Origin of the sequence: Pseudomonas sp. B5(2017), from assembly GCF_002112825.1 — a bacterium.
GTDB lineage: Bacteria > Pseudomonadota > Gammaproteobacteria > Pseudomonadales > Pseudomonadaceae > Aquipseudomonas > Aquipseudomonas putida_Z.
Genome location: NZ_NEIR01000018.1, coordinates 33378 through 51352, shown reverse-complemented (window position 1 = coordinate 51352; position 17975 = coordinate 33378). Strand labels below are relative to the sequence as shown.

The 17975-nt window shown below is 64.6% G+C and carries 12 protein-coding genes; 5 read left to right on the top strand and 7 right to left on the bottom strand.

Annotated features, from left to right (window positions below; all coding sequences use genetic code 11):
- Positions 1-106: 106 nt before the first annotated feature.
- From CAG00_RS24005 to CAG00_RS23995, 3 genes are all read right to left on the bottom strand, one after another.
- A complete protein-coding gene (locus CAG00_RS24005) occupies positions 107-1348 on the bottom strand; it encodes a lipoprotein-releasing ABC transporter permease subunit (protein WP_085589453.1) in 1242 nt (413 codons plus the stop codon).
- Between the two features lie 61 nt (positions 1349-1409).
- A complete protein-coding gene (gene lolD, locus CAG00_RS24000) occupies positions 1410-2093 on the bottom strand; it encodes a lipoprotein-releasing ABC transporter ATP-binding protein LolD (protein WP_176240912.1) in 684 nt (227 codons plus the stop codon).
- A gap of 7 nt (positions 2094-2100) precedes the next feature.
- Positions 2101-3351 carry a lipoprotein-releasing ABC transporter permease subunit gene (locus CAG00_RS23995; protein ID WP_085665486.1) on the bottom strand — a complete coding sequence of 417 codons (1251 nt, stop codon included), beginning with the start codon at positions 3349-3351 and terminating at the stop codon, positions 2101-2103.
- A 93-nt stretch (positions 3352-3444) separates the two neighbouring features.
- On the opposite strand from CAG00_RS23995, the gene CAG00_RS23990 reads away from it, so the two are divergent.
- Complete coding sequence (locus CAG00_RS23990) at positions 3445-4029, top strand: PilZ domain-containing protein (RefSeq protein WP_085617234.1); 585 nt, start codon at positions 3445-3447, stop codon at positions 4027-4029.
- Positions 4030-4060: 31 nt separating this feature from the next.
- The gene (locus CAG00_RS23985; protein WP_015269542.1) at positions 4061-4783 is read left to right on the top strand and encodes a glycerophosphodiester phosphodiesterase; all 723 of its coding nucleotides are present in this window, start codon (positions 4061-4063) and stop codon (positions 4781-4783) included.
- Positions 4784-4825: 42 nt separating this feature from the next.
- Here CAG00_RS23985 and sthA read toward each other — a convergent pair whose 3' ends face one another.
- From sthA to CAG00_RS23970, 3 genes are all read right to left on the bottom strand, one after another.
- Positions 4826-6220, bottom strand: coding sequence for a Si-specific NAD(P)(+) transhydrogenase (gene sthA / locus CAG00_RS23980; protein ID WP_015269541.1), 1395 nt, complete (start codon positions 6218-6220; stop codon positions 4826-4828).
- Between the two features lie 202 nt (positions 6221-6422).
- Entirely contained in the window at positions 6423-7421 is a 999-nt protein-coding gene (locus CAG00_RS23975; RefSeq protein ID WP_085665485.1) for an FAD:protein FMN transferase, read from the bottom strand.
- A gap of 195 nt (positions 7422-7616) precedes the next feature.
- Positions 7617-9080: a glyceraldehyde-3-phosphate dehydrogenase gene (locus tag CAG00_RS23970; protein WP_031324543.1), complete on the bottom strand. Its 1464-nt coding sequence runs from the start codon at positions 9078-9080 to the stop codon at positions 7617-7619.
- Between the two features lie 167 nt (positions 9081-9247).
- Here CAG00_RS23970 and mfd point away from each other — a divergent pair, with 167 nt between their 5' ends.
- The 3 genes from mfd to CAG00_RS23955 are packed head-to-tail and all read left to right on the top strand — an operon-like array spanning position 9248 to position 16625.
- Positions 9248-12697 (top strand): transcription-repair coupling factor, encoded by a 3450-nt coding sequence (gene mfd / locus CAG00_RS23965; RefSeq protein WP_085665484.1) that lies wholly within the window; start codon positions 9248-9250, stop codon positions 12695-12697.
- Positions 12698-12706: 9 nt separating this feature from the next.
- The gene (locus CAG00_RS23960; protein WP_004376408.1) at positions 12707-13279 is read left to right on the top strand and encodes a CsiV family protein; all 573 of its coding nucleotides are present in this window, start codon (positions 12707-12709) and stop codon (positions 13277-13279) included.
- Position 13280: 1 nt separating this feature from the next.
- Entirely contained in the window at positions 13281-16625 is a 3345-nt protein-coding gene (locus tag CAG00_RS23955; RefSeq protein ID WP_085665483.1) for a DEAD/DEAH box helicase, read from the top strand.
- A 338-nt stretch (positions 16626-16963) separates the two neighbouring features.
- Here the strand turns inward: CAG00_RS23955 and nagZ are convergent, their stop codons facing one another.
- Positions 16964-17962, bottom strand: a complete 999-nt coding sequence (nagZ, locus tag CAG00_RS23950; protein WP_176240913.1) for a beta-N-acetylhexosaminidase — start codon at positions 17960-17962, stop codon at positions 16964-16966.
- Between the last annotated feature and the right edge of the window lie 13 nt (positions 17963-17975).

The following is a 17975-nucleotide window of genomic DNA, read 5'->3' as shown; positions in this document are numbered from 1 at the left end:
GCCGCTCCCACAGGGATCGCGTCAGCTTGGCCAATTCGCGATGCTTGTGGGAGCGGCCTTGTGTCGCGAAAGGGGCGCAAAGCGCCCCCAGACTCTCAGGTAAACATCAAACCGCCAGACCAATCGCCGGCTGCACCTGCGATGCCCGATAAGCCGGGTAAATGGTCGCCAGGAAGCTCATCACCAACCCGGCAGTGCAGATGATCGCCACATCGCCCCACTGCAGCTGCGACGGCAAGCTGCTGACGAAGTACACATCCGAAGTAAAGATGTGCTGCCCGCTCACCCGCTCCAGCCAACCGACGATCTGGCTGACGTTGAACGCCGCAATCACCCCCAGCACGCCACCGATCAGCGTCCCGACAATGCCGATCAGGCTGCCCTGGACCATGAACGTGCCCATGATCTGCGCCGGTGTGGCGCCCAGGGTGCGCAGGATGGCGATGTCCGGGCCCTTGTCGTTCACCACCATCACCAGGGTGGCGATGATGTTGAACGCTGCCACCGCGATGATCATCAGCAACAGCAGGCCGATCATGGTCTTTTCCATCTTCATGGCACTGAACAGGCTGCCCTGGGTATGCGACCAGTCGTCGGCCCGGTAGGCATCGCCCAGTCCGGCAGCGATGGCCTTGGACACCTGCGGCGCGGCATACAGGTCGTGCAGTTTCAGGCGCACGCCCTGCACCTGGCCCGGCGCCCAGCGCTGCATGGCGCCGGCATCGTCGACGTGGATGTAAGCCTGCGAGCCATCCAGCTCGGCGCCGACCTTGAAGATGCCGACCACGGTCAGGCGCTGCATGCGCGGGGTGATGCCGCCCGGCTCCTTGCTGATTTCCGGCACGATCAGGGTCAGTTTGTCGCCGGTATTCAAGCGGAAGCGCCGCGCAGTCAGCTCACCGATGACCACGCCGAACTCTCCCGGCTGCAGGTCCTGCAGGCGGCCCTGGACGATATGCTGGCCGACGATCGAGACCTTGCCCTCTTCGGCCGGGTCGATACCGCCGACCTGGATCGGCTGCATCGCGCCCTTGTACGACAGCATGCCTTCCATTTCGGTAATCGGCGCCGCCGCCATCACCGCCGGGTCGCGCATGGCCGCGTCGGCCACCTTGTGCCAGTCGTCCAGCGGCTGCACGCCGAGGATGGCGGCATGCGGCACCAGGCCGAGGATGCGCGAACTCATTTCGCGCTGGAAACCGTTCATCACCGACAGCACCACGATCATCGCCAGCACGCCCAGCGACAGGCCGATCATCGAGGTCATCGAGATGAACGAGATGAAGTGGTTGCGGCGCTTGGCTCGGGTGTAGCGCGCGCCGATGAAGATGGGCAAGGGTCTGAACATGTACGAAAACACCCAATGAAAACAGGAAAACGGGGCGGCACCGGCCACCCCGTGCAGTCGATCAGATCGCCACCAAGTGGCCGTCGTCGAGCTTCAATACACGGTCCATCTGGCGCGCCAGGTTGAGGTCGTGGGTGACCACCAGGAACGCCGTGCGCGACGCACTGGACAGTTCCTGCATCAACTCCTGGATGCCCTGGGCGGTGTGGTGGTCGAGGTTGCCGGTCGGCTCGTCGAGCATTACCAGGCCGGGGCGGTTGACCAGTGCCCGGGCGATCGCCACCCGCTGGCGTTCACCACCGGACAGTTCGGCCGGCTTGTGGTTGAAGCGGTGGGCCAGGCCCACGCGCTTGAGCAGCGCCTCGGCACGCTCACGGGCCTCGGGGATCGGCGTGCGGCCGATCAGCAACGGCATGCACACGTTTTCGATGGCCGTGAATTCCGGCAGCAGGTGGTGGAACTGGTAGACAAAGCCCAGCTCGCGGTTGCGCAGCAGGCCACGGGCACGCTCGCCCAATGCCGACAGCTCCTCACCGGCCAGCCAGACACTGCCCTGGGTCGGCCGGTCGAGGCCGCCCAGCAGGTTGAGCAAGGTACTCTTGCCCGAGCCGGAGCTACCCACGATGGCTACCCGCTCACCGGCGTTCAGCTCGAGGTTGAGCCCGGACAGCACCTGCACCGATTCCGGGCCCTCGTCGTAGGACTTGCCCAGGTTGCGGCAACTCAGAACGGCTTTATCACTCATGCGCGACTCACTCATAACGTAGCACCTCTGCAGGCTGGGTGCGGGCCGCACGCCAGGCCGGGTACAGGGTGGCGAAGAAACTCAGGACCAGCGCCGCACCGCAGACCATGTACACGTCCTGGGCCTGGATCTGCGACGGCAGGTAATCGATGAAATACACGTCGGCGTTGAGGAACTTGTGCCCGATCAGTTTCTCGATGCCGGCGATCACCGCGCTCACGTTCAGCGCGGCGACGATCCCGACCACGGCGCCGATCAGGGTACCGATCACCCCGATCACCGTGCCCTGGACCATGAAGATGAGCATGATCTGCCCGGGCGTGGCGCCCAAGGTACGCAGGATGGCGATGTCGCCACGCTTGTCGTTGACCACCATCACCAGGGTGGAAATGATGTTGAACGCCGCCACCGCCACGATCAGCAGCAACAACAGGCCGATCATGGCCTTTTCCATGCGGATCGCCTGGTACAGGTTGCCGTGGGTACGGGTCCAGTCACGGCTGTAGAACTCCTGGTCACCCAGGCGCTGGGCGATGTCCCAGGCCACCCGTGGCGCCTGGAACAGGTCGTCGAACTTCAGGCGCAGGCCCTGTACCTGGTCGGGCTTCCAGCGGTGCAGGCGGGACAGGTCGCTGATGTTGGTCAGGCCCAGGTAGCCGTCGATCTCGCCCGCGCCCACGTGGAAGGTGCCGACCACGGTGAAGCGCTTCATGCGCGGGAACATGCCGGCCGGGGTCACGCTGACCTCAGGGGCGACGAAGGTGAGCTTGTCGCCGATGCCCACGCCCAGCTTGGCCGCGGCCTTGTCGCCGATCATGATGCCCCACTCGCCCGGCGCCAGCTGGTCGAGGCGGCCTTGAAGGACGAACTTGTCGATGATCGACACTTCGCGCTCGCGGGCCGGGTCGATGCCGTTGAGCAGCACCTTCTGCACCTTGCCTTCATGGGTCAGCAGGCCCTGCATCTGGGTGAAGGGCGCAACCGCCACCACCTGCGGATTCTGCTTTACTTGTTGGGCAAGGGCCGGCCAGTCGGCAATGGGCTGGCCGCTCTCCAGCGTGGCATGCGGGATCATGCCCAACACGCGGGTGCGCATCTCGTGGTCGAAACCGTTCATCACCGAGAGCACCACGATCATCACCACCACGCCCAGGGCGAGGCCGATCATCGAGGTCAGGGAAATGAACGAGACGAAGTGATTGCGACGTTTGGCACGGGTATAACGCGTGCCGATGAATGCGAAAAGAGGTCTGAACATGTCGGGGCTTGTTCGGATGAAAGGGAACGTCCTTGTGGCGAGGCGCCTACGGCGGCTTTACACTCGGACCACCGCCGCTACCTTGGGTTCGCCATGACGACATTAGACGAAGAAGATCGCCGCGAATACTACCGCATCGAAGATCGGATCGCACTTCAAATAAGCCCCCTCAGCGCGGCCGAAGCCCTTGACCCAGATGTGTTGCAAGATGATTCGCCACTATTCAACCTGCTCAGCGAACTGCACCTGTCCGACTTCGAGTCGCAGCACCTGCTGCGCCAGCTGAGCGAAAAGGACCGCACCCTCGCCGCCTTCCTGCGCGCGCAGAACAAACGCCTCGACCTGCTTAGCGCGGTGGTTGCCCAGACCCTGATCGGCGAAGTTGGCCAGCCCCAGCCGGTGGTCATCTCCGAGGGCGGCATCGAATTCGCGCAAGCCACAGCGGTGGCCCCCGGCACCCGAGTCAAGGTGAAGATGGTGCTGATGCCGCGCGCCCATGGCCTGCTGCTGCGCGGCAAGGTAACCCATTGCGACCCGCGCCCGGAGGGCGGCTTCGAGGTCGGCACCGAATTCACCGACATGACCGACGCCCAACGGCAACTGCTGGCTCGCTACATCCTGCAGCGCCAGCAGCAGCAACGGCGCCAGCAGCTGGAACAGAACGACCCCGCCTCCTGAGCCCATTTTTCTCTGATTTGAAGGAACGAACGTGACCCTGATCTACGGCCACCGCGGCGCCAAGGGCGAAGCGCCCGAGAATACCCTGAAGAGCTTCCAGCAATGCCTCGCCCATGGCGTGACCCGCTGCGAGCTGGACCTGCACCTGTCGGCCGACAACGAGCTGATGGTGATCCATGACCCCACCCTCAAGCGCACCACCGGCAAACGCGGCAAGGTGGTCGAGCACCCGGCCGCCGAGCTGGTCAAGATCGATGCCCGCAAAGGCGGCCCGGGCCACGTCCAGCCCTGCCCGATCCCGAAACTGGAAGAACTGTTCGAGAAATGCCCGTTCGAGCACTGGCAGCTGGAGGTGAAAAGCGCCTCGCGCACCCGTGCCGCCACCACCGTGCTGGCAATCCGCGAACTGGCCCAGCAGTACGGCCTGCTGGACAAGGTGACCATCACCTCCAGCTCACGCGAAGTGCTGGGTGCCGCCCTGGAGCTGGTGCCGGACGTCAAGCGCGGGCTGGTGGCCGAATACGCCTGGCTCGACCCGCTGAAGGTGGCGCAGAACTACGGCTGCGAGCTGCTTGCATTGAACTGGACACTGTGCACCCCCGAGCGCCTGCTCAAAGCCCAGGGCCAGGGTTTGCACGTGTCGGTGTGGACGGTCAACGAACCGGCACTGATGCGCCGGCTCGCTGATTTTGGCGTGGACAGCCTGATTACAGACTTTCCCGGTTTGGCCAAGACCACCCTCGGGCAGGGTTGAAATCGGTCTCTCCGACCGGCTCAGGCCACCGGTCGGAGCCGCTCAAAAAAGCCGGTTCAGGCCGTCGTAGGCAGCTACCCGATAGGCTTCGGCCATGGTCGGGTAGTTGAACGTGGTGTTGACGAAGTACTTCAGGTTGTTCTGCTCACCCGGCTGGTTCATGATCGCCTGGCCGATGTGGACGATCTCCGAAGCCTGGTAGCCGAAGCAGTGCACGCCAAGGATTTCCAGGGTTTCGCGGTGGAACAGGATCTTCAGCATGCCCTGCGGCTCACCGGCGATCTGCGCGCGCGCCATGCCCTTGAAGAAGGCCTTGCCCACTTCGTACGGCACCTTGGCCTGGGTCAGTTCCTGTTCGTTGCGGCCGATCGAGCTGATCTCCGGAATGGTGTAGATGCCGGTCGGCACGTCGTTGACGAAGCGCCAGCTGCCATTATCCACGATGCTGCCAGCGGCAGAGCGGCCCTGGTCATGAGCGGCACTGGCCAGGCTCGGCCAGCCAATCACATCGCCGGCACCATAGATGTTCGGCACGCTGGTGCGGTAGGCCTCGTCGACCTCGATCTGGCCGCGGCTGTTGACCTTGATACCGATGTTTTCCAGGCCCAGCTTGTCGGTGTTGCCGGTACGGCCGTTGCACCACAGCAAGGCGTCGGCCTTGATCTTCTTGCCCGACTTCAGGTGCAGTATCACACCGTTGTCCAAGCCTTCGACGCGCTCATACTCTTCGTTGTGGCGCACGGTGATGTTGTTGTTGCTGAAGTGGTAGCTCAGCGCCTGGGAAATTTCCGAGTCGAGGAAGCTCAGCAACTGGCCACGGTTGTCCACCAGCTCTACCAATACACCCAGGCCGCTGAAGATCGAGGCGTATTCGCAACCGATCACGCCGGCACCGTACACGATCAGCTTGCGTGGGGTGTGACTGAGGCTGAGGATGGTGTCGCTGTCGTAGACGCGCGGGTGGTGGAAGTCGATATCGGCCGGGCGGTACGGGCGCGAGCCGGTGGCGATGATGATGTGCTTGGCGTTGAGCTTTTCCACCACACCGTTCGGGCAGACCACTTCGACGGTCTGCTCGTCGGCGAAGCTGCCGGTGCCGAAGAACACGTCCACGCGGTTACGCGCGTAGTAGCCGGTGCGCGACGCTACCTGCTTGGCGATGACCTTCTCGGCGCTTTTCAGCACGTCCGGGAACGAGAACCAGCGCGGCTCACCGATGGCACGGAACATCGGGTTGGTGTTGAACTGCATGATCTGCCGCACCGAGTGACGCAGTGCCTTGGACGGGATGGTGCCCAGGTGGGTGCAGTTGCCCCCGACCTGGCGACGGCTATCGACCATCGCCACCTTGCGCCCTGCTTTGGCGGCGTTCATTGCCGCACCTTCTCCGGCCGGGCCGGAACCCAGCACCACTACGTCGTAGTTGTAGACAGCCATGCGTACTCCTTCAGAACTGGCCCGCAAGCCACGGTCGCTCGCGGGGCGCGATCATGCCGCCGGGGCGTCATGAGAAAATTCGGGTGCAGTCTAATCAAGCGTGAACGCCGCGCACATTAACCCTTGGTCGCGTCGTAGGCCAATTTTGCCCGCACTACATGTGTGAACCATTCCCTGGCGGCGATCATCCCTGCTTGCGCTTTCATTCGCCTTTCACTGCCCGTTCGAATGCGGGCGTAGCTCGGGAGACGAAGCCACCCTCGGCCCGAGTCACCAATACCGCGGCCAGGTCATGCGCCACGGCAAAATCCCAGCCACGTTCCGGGCCCAGGATCAACAGCAGCGTCGAATAGCCGTCGGCCTGCAGCGCCGAGCCATCGAGCACGGTGACCGCGGCCAGGTCGTGCTGCACCGGGCGCCCGAGGCGGGCATCGAAGGTGTGCGAATAGCGCCGGCCATTCTCCTCGAAATAGTGCCGATAGTCACCCGAGGTTGATACTGAAAGGCCATTGACCGGGATGATCTGGCGGGCTATCTGGCGATCTTCGCGGGGCAGCTCCAGGGCGATGCGCCATGGGCTGCCATCGGGCTTGCGGCCGGCGGCCTTGAGCTCGCCGGTGGCTTCGGCGACAAAGCTGGCCACGCCCATGGCCTGCAGGCGCGCGGCGATCAGGTCGACGGCATGGCCGGCGGCGATGCTGTTGAAGTCGAGTTGTACCGGGGCGTCCTTGCACAGGGCCTGGCCGTCGATGTGCAAGTGCCGGTAGCCCACGCGCTGGCGCACCTGGGCCAGCGCCAGCGGGTCGGGCACCTGCTCGTGACGGGCCTGGGGGCCGAAGCCCCACAGGTCGAGCAAGGGTTCGACGGTAAGGTCGAAGGCGCCGCCGCTCTGCTCGGCCAGGTGCTGACCAAGGCTGACCAGTTCGAGCATGTCGGGCGGCAGGACCTGGCACTGGTTGGCGGGCAACTGGTTGAAACGGCTGACGGTGGAGTCGCCGCGGTAGGTCGAGTAATGCTGGTCGATGTCGTGCAGGATGGTTTCGACTGCCGCCTGCACCTGGACCGGCGCCGGGCCGCCGGGTTCGCGCACGTACTGGATGCTGTAGCTGCTGCCCATGGTCGGGCCGCCCAGGCGCTCCAGGGTGGGGGCCTGGTTGCATGCAGTGAGCAGCATGAGGATGAACAGCAAGGCTGTGCGCAAGGTTCGGGCTCTCGGTTGCCTGTGCCGGCCTCTTCGCGGGTAAACCCGCTCCCACAGGTATACCACTGCCCCCACGGACGACGCGGCCCTGTGGGAGCGGGTTTACCCGCGAAGAGGCCGGCACAGGAAACACAAATTCTGGATAAAAAAACGGGAACCCGAAGGTTCCCGTTTTTTCATTGCCTTACAAGCGTATCAGTGCGGAAACGCTGGCGGGTTCACACCGGCCATCTCTTCCATCACACGAACCACCTGGCAGCTGTAACCGAATTCGTTGTCGTACCAGACGTACAGAACAACGCGGTTGTCATTGCAGATGGTCGCTTCGGCGTCAACCACACCGGCGTGGCGCGAACCGACGAAGTCGGTCGAAACCACTTCCTGCGAGCTGACGTAATCGATCTGCTTGTGCAGTTCCGAGTGCATGGCGGTCTGGCGCAGGTACTCGTTGATCTCGTCGCGGCTGGTGGCCTTCTCGAGGTTCAGGTTGAGGATGGCCATCGAAACGTTCGGCGTCGGTACGCGAATGGCGTTGCCGGTCAGCTTGCCCTTCAGCACTGGCAGTGCCTTGGCGGCAGCAGTGGCGGCGCCGGTTTCGGTGATGACCATGTTCAGCGGCGCGGCACGGCCACGGCGGCTGCCCTTGTGGAAGTTGTCGATCAGGTTCTGGTCGTTGGTGAACGAGTGAACGGTTTCGACGTGGCCGTTGACGATGCCGTACTGGTCGTTGATGGCCTTGAGCACCGGCACGATGGCGTTGGTGGTGCAGGAAGCGGCCGAGATGATCTTGTCATCGGCAGCGATGTCACCGTGGTTGATGCCGTGCACGATGTTCTTCAGCGCGCCCTTGCCAGGTGCGGTGAGGATCACGCGGGCAGCGCCCGGGCAAGCCAGGTGCTGGCCCAGGCCGTCGGCATCACGCCATACGCCGGTGTTGTCGACGATCAGCGCGTTTTCGATGCCGTACTGGGTGTAGTCGACTTCGCTCGGGCTCTTGGCGTAGATAACCTGGATCAGGTTGCCGTTGGCGGTGATGGTGTTGTTGGCTTCGTCGATGGTGATGGTGCCATCGAACGGGCCGTGCACCGAGTCACGGCGCAGCAGGCTGGCACGCTTGACCAGGTCGTTCTCGGCGCCCTTGCGCACGACGATGGCGCGCAGGCGCAGGCCGTCGCCGCCACCGGTCTTCTCGATCAGGATGCGCGCCAGCAGGCGGCCGATGCGGCCGAAGCCGTACAGGACAACGTCGGTGCCCTTGCGCGCCGAAGCGTTCTGCTGGCCAACCACCTCGGCCAGTTCTTCACGGACGAACTGCTCGGCAGTGCGGCCATTGCCTTCCTGCTTGAACTTGTTGGCCAGCTTGCCCAGGTCGACCGAAGCGGCGCCCAGTTTCAGCTCGCTCATGGCCTTGAGCAGGGGGAATGTCTCGTGGACGGACAGTTCGGTTTCGTCGGCTTGACGATGACGCGCAAAGCGGTGCGCCTTGAGGATCGAGATAACCGAACGGTTGATCAGGCTACGGCCATAAATCGAGCTCACCACGTTGTTGTTGCGGTAGAGCTGACCGATAAGCGGGATCATCGCTTCAGCCAGGGCTTCACGATCGATCCACTCACCAAGACACTGGTCGGGCTTCTGAGTCACGGGAACCTTCCACATGTAGGGACAGAAAAAAGGGGCTACATTATGACGCCCCAACGCGTTACGGGCAATGAGCGCCTGTCGCGGCCACGCAAGCCAGCGTTCACGCCCTTTCGAACCTGACAGCCGGCACCGTCACCGGTACAATTGATCTCTTTGCCGCAACGCTTGGAGTGCAATCTCCCGTGTCAGTTCTGCGCCTACCGCAAATGTCGGCCACGGCCGGCAAACAAACCTGGGGCAATCTACCCGGTGCCACCCTCAGCCTGGCCATCGCCGAGGCCGCCAGCAGCGCGGGCCGCTTCACTTTGCTGCTGACTGCCGACAGCCAGGCTGCCGATCGTCTGGAACAGGAACTTCGCTTCTTTGCCCCGGACCTGCCGGTGCTGCCGTTCCCCGATTGGGAAACCCTGCCCTACGACCTGTTCTCGCCGCACCAGGACATCATTTCCCAGCGCATCGCCAGCCTCTACCGCCTGCCGGAGCTGAGCCACGGCATCCTCGTGGTGCCGATCACCACCGCCCTGCACCGCCTGGCGCCGACCCGTTTCCTGCTGGGCAGCAGCCTGGTGCTGGACGTGGGCCAGACCATCGACGTGGAGCAGATGCGCCTGCGCCTGGAGGCCAGTGGCTATCGCTGCGTCGACACCGTCTACGAGCATGGCGAGTTCGCCGTGCGCGGCGCGTTGATCGACCTGTTCCCGATGGGCAGCAAGCTGCCCTACCGCATCGACCTGTTCGATGACGAGATCGAGACGCTGCGCACCTTCGACCCAGAGACCCAGCGCTCGATCGACAAGGTGGATTCGGTGCGCCTGCTGCCGGCGCGCGAGTTCCCGATGCAGAAAGAGGAAGTGACCCGTTTCAAGGCGCGCTTCCGCGAACGCTTCGATGTCGATTTCCGCCGCAGCGCGATCTTCCAGGACCTGGCCAGCGGCATCATCCCCGCCGGCATCGAGTACTACCTGCCGCTGTTCTTCGAAGAAACCTCGACCCTGTTCGACTACCTGCCGGCCGACACCCAGGTGTTCTCGCTGCCCGGCGTGGAACAGGCCGCCGAACACTTCTGGAACGACGTGCGCGGGCGTTATGAAGACCGCCGTGGCGACCTGAGCCGGCCGCTGCTGCCACCGGCCGAACTGTTCCTGCCGGTGGAAGACTGCTTCGCCCGGCTCAAGCAATGGCCACGGGTAGTGGTCAGCACCGAAGACCTCGACCCGGGCGTGGGCCGCGAGCGCTTCCCGGCGCGCCCCCTTCCCAACCTGGCAATCGAGGCCAAGGCCAACCAGCCCTTGGCCGAACTGGCCAATTTCCTCGACCAGTTCCCTGGCCGGGTGTTGTTCACCGCCGAATCGGCAGGCCGGCGCGAAGTGCTGCTGGAGCTGCTCGAACGGCTGAAACTGCGCCCGCATACCGTCGACGGCTGGGCCGACTTCATCACCGGCAGCGAACGCCTGGCAATCACCATCGCCCCGCTGGACGAAGGCCTGCTGCTGGACGACCCAGCCATCGCTCTGGTCGCCGAAAGCCCGCTGTTCGGCCAGCGGGTCATGCAGCGCCGGCGCCGCGACAAGCGCGGCGAAACCGCCAACGACGCGGTGATCAAGAACCTGACCGAGCTGCGCGAAGGCGCGCCGGTGGTGCACATCGACCATGGCGTGGGTCGCTACCTGGGCCTGGCAACCCTGGAAATCGACGGCCAGGCCGCCGAATTCCTCACCCTGGAATACGCCGAGGGCGCCAAGCTGTACGTGCCGGTGGCCAACCTGCACCTGATCGCCCGCTACACCGGCAGCGACGATGCCCTGGCACCGCTGCACCGGCTGGGCTCGGAGGCCTGGCAGAAGGCCAAGCGCAAGGCCGCCGAACAGGTGCGCGACGTGGCCGCCGAGCTGCTCGACATCTATGCCCGCCGCGCCGCGCGCAAGGGCTATGCATTTGCCGACCCGTCCGCCGACTACGCCACCTTCAGCGCCGGCTTCCCGTTCGAGGAAACCCCGGACCAGCAGGCTGCCATCGAAGCGGTGCGCGCCGACATGCTGGCGCCCAAGCCGATGGACCGCCTGGTGTGCGGCGACGTCGGCTTCGGCAAGACCGAAGTGGCCATGCGCGCGGCATTCATTGCCGTGCACAGCGGCCGCCAGGTGGCCGTGCTGGTGCCCACCACCCTGCTCGCCCAGCAGCACTACAACAGCTTCCGCGACCGCTTTGCCGACTGGCCGGTGACCGTGGAGGTGATGAGCCGCTTCAAGTCGGCCAAGGAAGTGGCCAACGCCGCCGCCGATCTGGCCGAAGGCAAGATCGACATCCTCATCGGCACCCACAAGCTGCTGCAGGACGATGTACGCTTCAAGGACCTGGGCCTGGCCATCATCGACGAAGAGCACCGTTTTGGCGTGCGCCAGAAGGAACAGCTCAAGGCCCTGCGCAGCGAGGTGGACATCCTCACCCTCACCGCCACGCCGATCCCGCGTACGCTGAACATGGCGGTGGCGGGCATGCGCGACCTGTCGATCATCGCCACGCCGCCGGCGCGCCGCCTGTCGGTACGCACCTTCGTCATGGAGCAGAACAAGAGCACGGTCAAGGAGGCGCTGCTGCGCGAGCTACTGCGCGGTGGCCAGGTGTACTACCTGCACAACGATGTGAAAACCATCGAGAAATGCGCCGCCGACCTTGCCGAACTGGTGCCAGAGGCGCGCATCGGCATCGGCCACGGGCAGATGCGCGAGCGCGAGCTGGAACAGGTGATGAGCGACTTCTACCACAAGCGCTTCAACGTGCTGGTGGCCTCGACCATCATCGAAACCGGTATCGACGTGCCCAGCGCCAACACCATCGTCATCGAGCGTGCCGACAAGTTCGGCCTGGCCCAGCTGCACCAGCTGCGCGGCCGTGTTGGCCGCAGCCACCACCAGGCCTACGCCTACCTGCTGACGCCAACCCGGCAGAAGGTCAGCGCCGACGCCGAAAAACGCCTGGAGGCGATCGCCAACACCCAGGACCTCGGCGCCGGCTTCGTGCTGGCCACCAACGACCTGGAGATTCGCGGCGCCGGCGAGCTGCTGGGCGAAGGCCAGAGCGGGCAGATCCAGGCGGTGGGCTTTACCCTGTACATGGAAATGCTCGAGCGCGCGGTCAAGGCGATCCGCAAGGGCACCCAGCCCAACCTTGAGCAGCCGCTGGGCGGCGGCCCGGAAATCAACCTTCGCCTGCCGGCACTGATCCCCGAGGACTACCTGCCCGACGTGCATGCGCGGCTGATCCTGTACAAGCGCATTGCCTCGGCGGCCGATGAAGAAGGCCTCAAGGACCTGCAGGTAGAGATGATCGACCGCTTCGGCTTGCTGCCCGAGCCGACCAAGAACCTGATGCGCCTGACCTCGCTCAAGCTGCACGCGGAAAAGCTCGGCATCAAGAAAGTCGACGCCGGCCCCAACGGCGGCAAGATCGAGTTCGAGGCCGAGACCCCGGTCGACCCGCTGACCCTGATCAAGCTGATCCAGGGCCAGCCCAAACGCTACAAGTTCGAAGGCGCCACCCAGTTCCGCTTCCTGGTACCGATGGAACGCCCCGACGAACGCTTCAATAACCTGGAGGCGCTGTTCGAGCGCCTGACCCCACAGCCTGCCTAAGGAAGATCCATGCGTGCCATCCGTTGCCTGACCCTGCTGCTGGCGCTGTTCGCCCCGGCCGCCTTCGCCGAAGGCCTGTATCAGGTAGAAATGATCCTGGTGCGGCAGAACAGCGTGCCCGCCTTCACCAGCCCGTTCGCCCCCGAAGACTGGAGCGCTGGCGCTCCACGCCTGGAAAAGGACGCCGAGCGCCGCCTGGCGCTGGAAGACGAAGCCACCCGCCTGGAAGCCACCGCGGACTACACCGTGCTACTGCACAAGGCCTGGCAGCAGCAAGTGGGCAGCGAGCCCAGCCGCATCGCCCTGGGCGAAGGCACCGAGCAGTTCGGCCACTTCCCCATCGAAGGCAACCTGAGCATCGCCGAGGGCCGTTTCATTGCGGTCGAGGCCAACTTCTGGGTCAACCAGCTGGACGGCAACGGCAGCGTGCTGCAAAGCGAGCAGTTCAAGCAGAGCAACAGCAACGTCAAGGGCGGCCAGCTGACCTTCCTCGACGGTGGGCACCTGGCGGTGCTGCTGAAGGTGACACCACCAGGTACGCCTAAAATGCCAGTGATGGACCCGGAGATGATGGAGCAGTGATGTGAGCGAGAGCGATGCGCAGTTCTTTGTGCGGGAGCACGACGGCTGGACGTTCGCGTTTGACCGCAAGTCCCTGCAACGCGGCCTGGACTACGCCGAGGAAGGCAGAAGCGAAATCGTGTCCATCCTCGACATGACCGTCCGCGCCCAGTGCGCAGGTTCCGGCGGCCGGACCTACTACCAGCGCATCACGCTGGACATGACGGAAGATGGCCTGGAGTGCCGAGGCACTTGCTCATGCCCGGTGGGCGAAGACTGCAAGCATTGTGCGGCTGCGCTCTATTTGCTGGAGCGCGGGCCGGATTACGCCGAGGGCAGCCATGATGCCCCTCACCCAACGGTTGACGCAGCCCGGCAATCTCTGGACCTCCCACCTGAACTCGCCCATTGGGTCGAGGCCCTGGAAGCTCCGACAAAGCCTGCCGAGCCTGCCAGGCGCAAAGGCCCGTCGCTCTACTACAAGGTCGTTAATGAGCACGGCCTTTGCACGCTCAGCGTATCCAAAGGCACCCGCGAAGCCGATGGCCAGCTGAAACTCGCCCGTGCCAGCTCGCTGCCTGAGATGCTCTACTACACGCCACGTTACGTAACTGATGAGGACCTGCGCATCCTCAGGCTGATTGACGCCCTTGGCAAAAACACCAACATGCCAATCGCAAGGCTGGAAGGAAAGCAAGGCGCAGAGCTGTACGAGTTCGCACTGGCCAGTGGCCGCCTGATCTACGGCGAGCAACTGTTGCCACTAGCCCCCGGGCCGACACTGCCGGCCGAGTTTCGCTGGATGAGGCTTGAGAACGGCAGCTATCGTGGTGCGTGGCACCATGATGAGCGGATGCATGACATGGCACTGCCGCTCGACCCGCTCTATTACATCGATACCCAGACGGGCATGACTGGCAAGCTTGTACATGATCTTGACCCGTTCATTGCCAGCCAACTGGCAAGCGCACCTACGGTGCCCGAACACTTGATCATCCCCCTGAGCCACCGCTTGAACGCACTGAATCGCCAGGTTCCAACGCCTACAAGCGTACGCAGTGAAGAGATCGACAGTATTCAACCCAGGCCGCACCTGACGCTGGGCAGCCTTGAATTCAGCGCCTACATGCCCAAGACCGGCCGCATGCAGCGGCAGATGCAGCATCGGGCCGCACTGGCGTTCGACTATGACGGTTTACGCGCCAGCGGCAGCGACGAAAAACCGCTGACCCGCCTGGTAGACAACACCAGCCAGCGCATCCGCCGCCAGCCGCAAGCCGAGCAGGCGCTGCGCAAGATGCTGCGCGACCTGGGCTTCAAGGCCGCCACCCGACAAAGCAAGGCCCTGCCTGACAGTGCCGGCGAGATGCTCCAGTTGCCCGATGACGAAGCCTGGCTGCGCTTTGCCCGCGAAGGCCTGCCGAGCCTGCGCGAAGCCGGTTGGAACATCGACATCCACCGCGACTTCGCCTTCAACCTGCAGGAAGTGGACGACTGGTACGCCACCATCGACGAAGCGCCCGGCCATGAATGGTTCGACCTGGAGCTGGGCATCGTGGTCGATGGCCAGCGCCACAGCCTGCTGCCGATCGTGCTGCAACTGCTGCGCAGCAACCCGGAACTGCTGCGCCCCAGCGAACTGGCCCGGCGCAGTGACGACGAGCACCTGCTGATCGACCTCAACCGTGGCCGTCTCGATGCCCCGGCCCTGCGCGTTGCCTTGCCCTATGGCCGCATCAAGGCAGTGATGGGCACCCTGGGCGAACTGTACCTGCACGAAGACGCCGCAGGCCCGTCCCTGCGCCTGGACCGTGCCGATGCCTCACGCCTGAACGACATCGACGGCCTGCCCCTGCATTGGGAGGGTGGCGAGCATGTGCGCGACCTGGGCCGTCGCCTGCGCGATGCCCGTGACTTGCAGGTAGAACCGCCGTCCGGGCTGCAGGCCAGCCTGCGCCCTTACCAGCAACAAGGCCTGAACTGGCTGCAGGCGCTGCGCGAGATGGGCACCGGCGGCATCCTCGGCGACGACATGGGGCTGGGCAAGACCCTGCAGGCCCTGGCACACCTGCTGTTGGAGAAACAGTCCGGGCGCCTGAGCGCACCGGCCCTGGCGGTGATGCCGACCAGCCTGGTGCCCAACTGGCTGGACGAAGCCCAGCGCTTCGCCCCCGGGCTGCGCGTGCTGGCCCTGCAAGGCCCGGGGCGCAGCAAGCATTTCGCCAAACTGCACGAATACGACCTGGTCCTGACCACCTATGCCCTGGTGCCGCGCGACCTCGAGCACCTGCGCGCCCAGGCCTGGCATGTGCTGGTGCTGGACGAGGCACAGAACATCAAGAGCAGCACCAGCAAGGCCGCCCTCGCGGTTTGCGAGCTGCGGGCCAATCAGCGCGTCTGCCTGACCGGCACGCCAATGGAAAACAACCTGGGCGAGCTGTGGTCGATCTTCCACTTCCTCATGCCTGGCTGGCTGGGTGACCTGAAGCGCTTCAACCAGGACTACCGCACACCGATCGAGCGCCACGGCGACAGCGAGCGCATGGCCCACCTGGCCAGCCGCATCCGCCCGTTCCTGCTGCGCCGCACCAAGGAGCAGGTGGCCACCGAGCTGCCGGCCAAGACCGAGATGGTGCACTGGGTCGAGCTTAGCGATGCCCAGCGCGACACCTACGAAGCCGTGCGGGTGGCCATGGACAAGAAAGTCCGCGATGAAATCGCCCGCAATGGCGCCGCGCGCAGCCAGATCATCATCCTCGACGCCCTGCTCAAGCTGCGCCAGGTATGCTGCGACCTGCGCCTGGTCAAAGGGGTGGAAAGCAAAGGCAACCAGGCCGACAAGGGCAAACTGGGCGCGCTGCTGGAAATGCTCGAAGAGCTGCTGAGCGAAGGGCGCCGGGTGCTGTTGTTCTCGCAGTTCACCTCGATGCTGGCGTTGATCGAGCAGGAGCTGGAGAAGCGCAAGATCCGCTACAGCCTGCTGACCGGTGACACCCGCGACCGGCGCACGCCGGTGCAGCAGTTCCAGCAGGGTGATAGCGAAGTGTTCCTGATCAGCCTCAAGGCAGGTGGCGTGGGCTTGAACCTGACGGCTGCAGACACGGTGATCCACTTCGACCCCTGGTGGAACCCGGCCAGCGAAAACCAGGCCACCGACCGCGCCTACCGCATCGGCCAGGACAAGCCGGTGTTCGTGTTCAAGCTGATCACCCGGGGGACAGTGGAAGAAAAGATCCAGCTGTTGCAGCAGGAGAAGGCGGCGCTGGCGGCGAGCCTGCTGGATGGCGGGCAGGCCGGGCAATGGCGGCTGGGGGATGAAGAGATCGAAGCGCTGTTTGCGCCGCTGCCGGGGAAGCGCGGGCGGTAGCCTAGAATCCCTCGCTGCCTGTACCGGCCTCTTCGCGGGCACGCCCGCTCCCACAGGGATATCAGTGCCCTCAAGGGCGGTGCTGTACCTGTGGGAGCGGGTTTACACGCGAAGAGGCCAGCACAGCTACAACACCAATTTCGAAACCAGCGCCGCACCTGTGGGAGCGGGTTCACCCGCGAAGAGGCCAGCACAGGTACAACACCATTTTCGAAACCAGCGCCATACCTCTGTGGGAGCGGGTTCACCCGCGAAGAGGCCGGCACAGGTACAACACTAATTTCGAAACCAGCACAGCACCTGTGGGAGCGGGCATGCCCGCGAAGGGGCCGGCGCGGTCAATCGACCAGCTGCGCCTCCCGCAACGCCCCCAACGCCTCCAGCCACCGCGGCTGCTGGCGATAATCCGTCCGCGCAAACCCTTGCCCACGCATCCGCGCAATCCGGGGCGAGGGCTTGACCTTCATCCGCTGCGCCGCACTCAACGCCAGCTCCGCCGCCGCCCGGTCATTGCACACCAGGCCCATGTCGCAGCCAGCGCTCAACGCCGCCTCGATCCGACTGGCCGCGTCCCCGACCACATGCGCACCCGCCATCGACAGGTCATCACTGAAGATCACCCCGTCAAAGCCCAGCTCGCCACGCAGGATGTCCTGCAACCAGCGCCGCGAGAAGCCAGCCGGCTGGTTGTCGACCTGCGGATAGATGACATGCGCCGGCATCACTGCCGCCAATTGTCCGCTCAGGCGGGTGAACGGCACCAGGTCGGCCTGGCGCAGCTGTTCGAGGCTGCGCTCATCGGTGGGAATGGCCACATGCGAGTCCGCCTCGGCCCAGCCATGCCCCGGGAAGTGCTTGCCACAAGCCGCCATGCCCGCCGCATTCATGCCACGGATGAACGCCCCGGCCAGTTGCGTGGCACGCAGCGGGTCACCCTCGAAGGCGCGGCTGCCCACCACGGCGCTGCGCTGGTGGTCCAGGTCGAGTACCGGGGCAAAGCTGAGGTCCAGGCCAACCGCCAGCACCTCGGTCGCCATCAACCAACCGCACTGCTCGGCCAGGTACTCGGCGTTGTCATTGTCCGCTATCGCCCGCATGGCCGGCAGGCGCACAAAGCCCTGGCGCAGGCGCTGCACCCGGCCGCCCTCCTGGTCCACCGCCAGGATCAGGTCGGGGCGGATGGCGCGGATCGACGCGCACAGTTCACGCACCTGGCGCGGGCTGTCGATGTTGCGGGCAAAGATGATCAGGCCGGCCACTTCAGGCTGGCGCAGCAGGTGACGGTCTTCGGCGGTCAGCCATTTACCGGCGATATCCACCATCAGGGAGCCTTGCAGGCTGACAGTCATG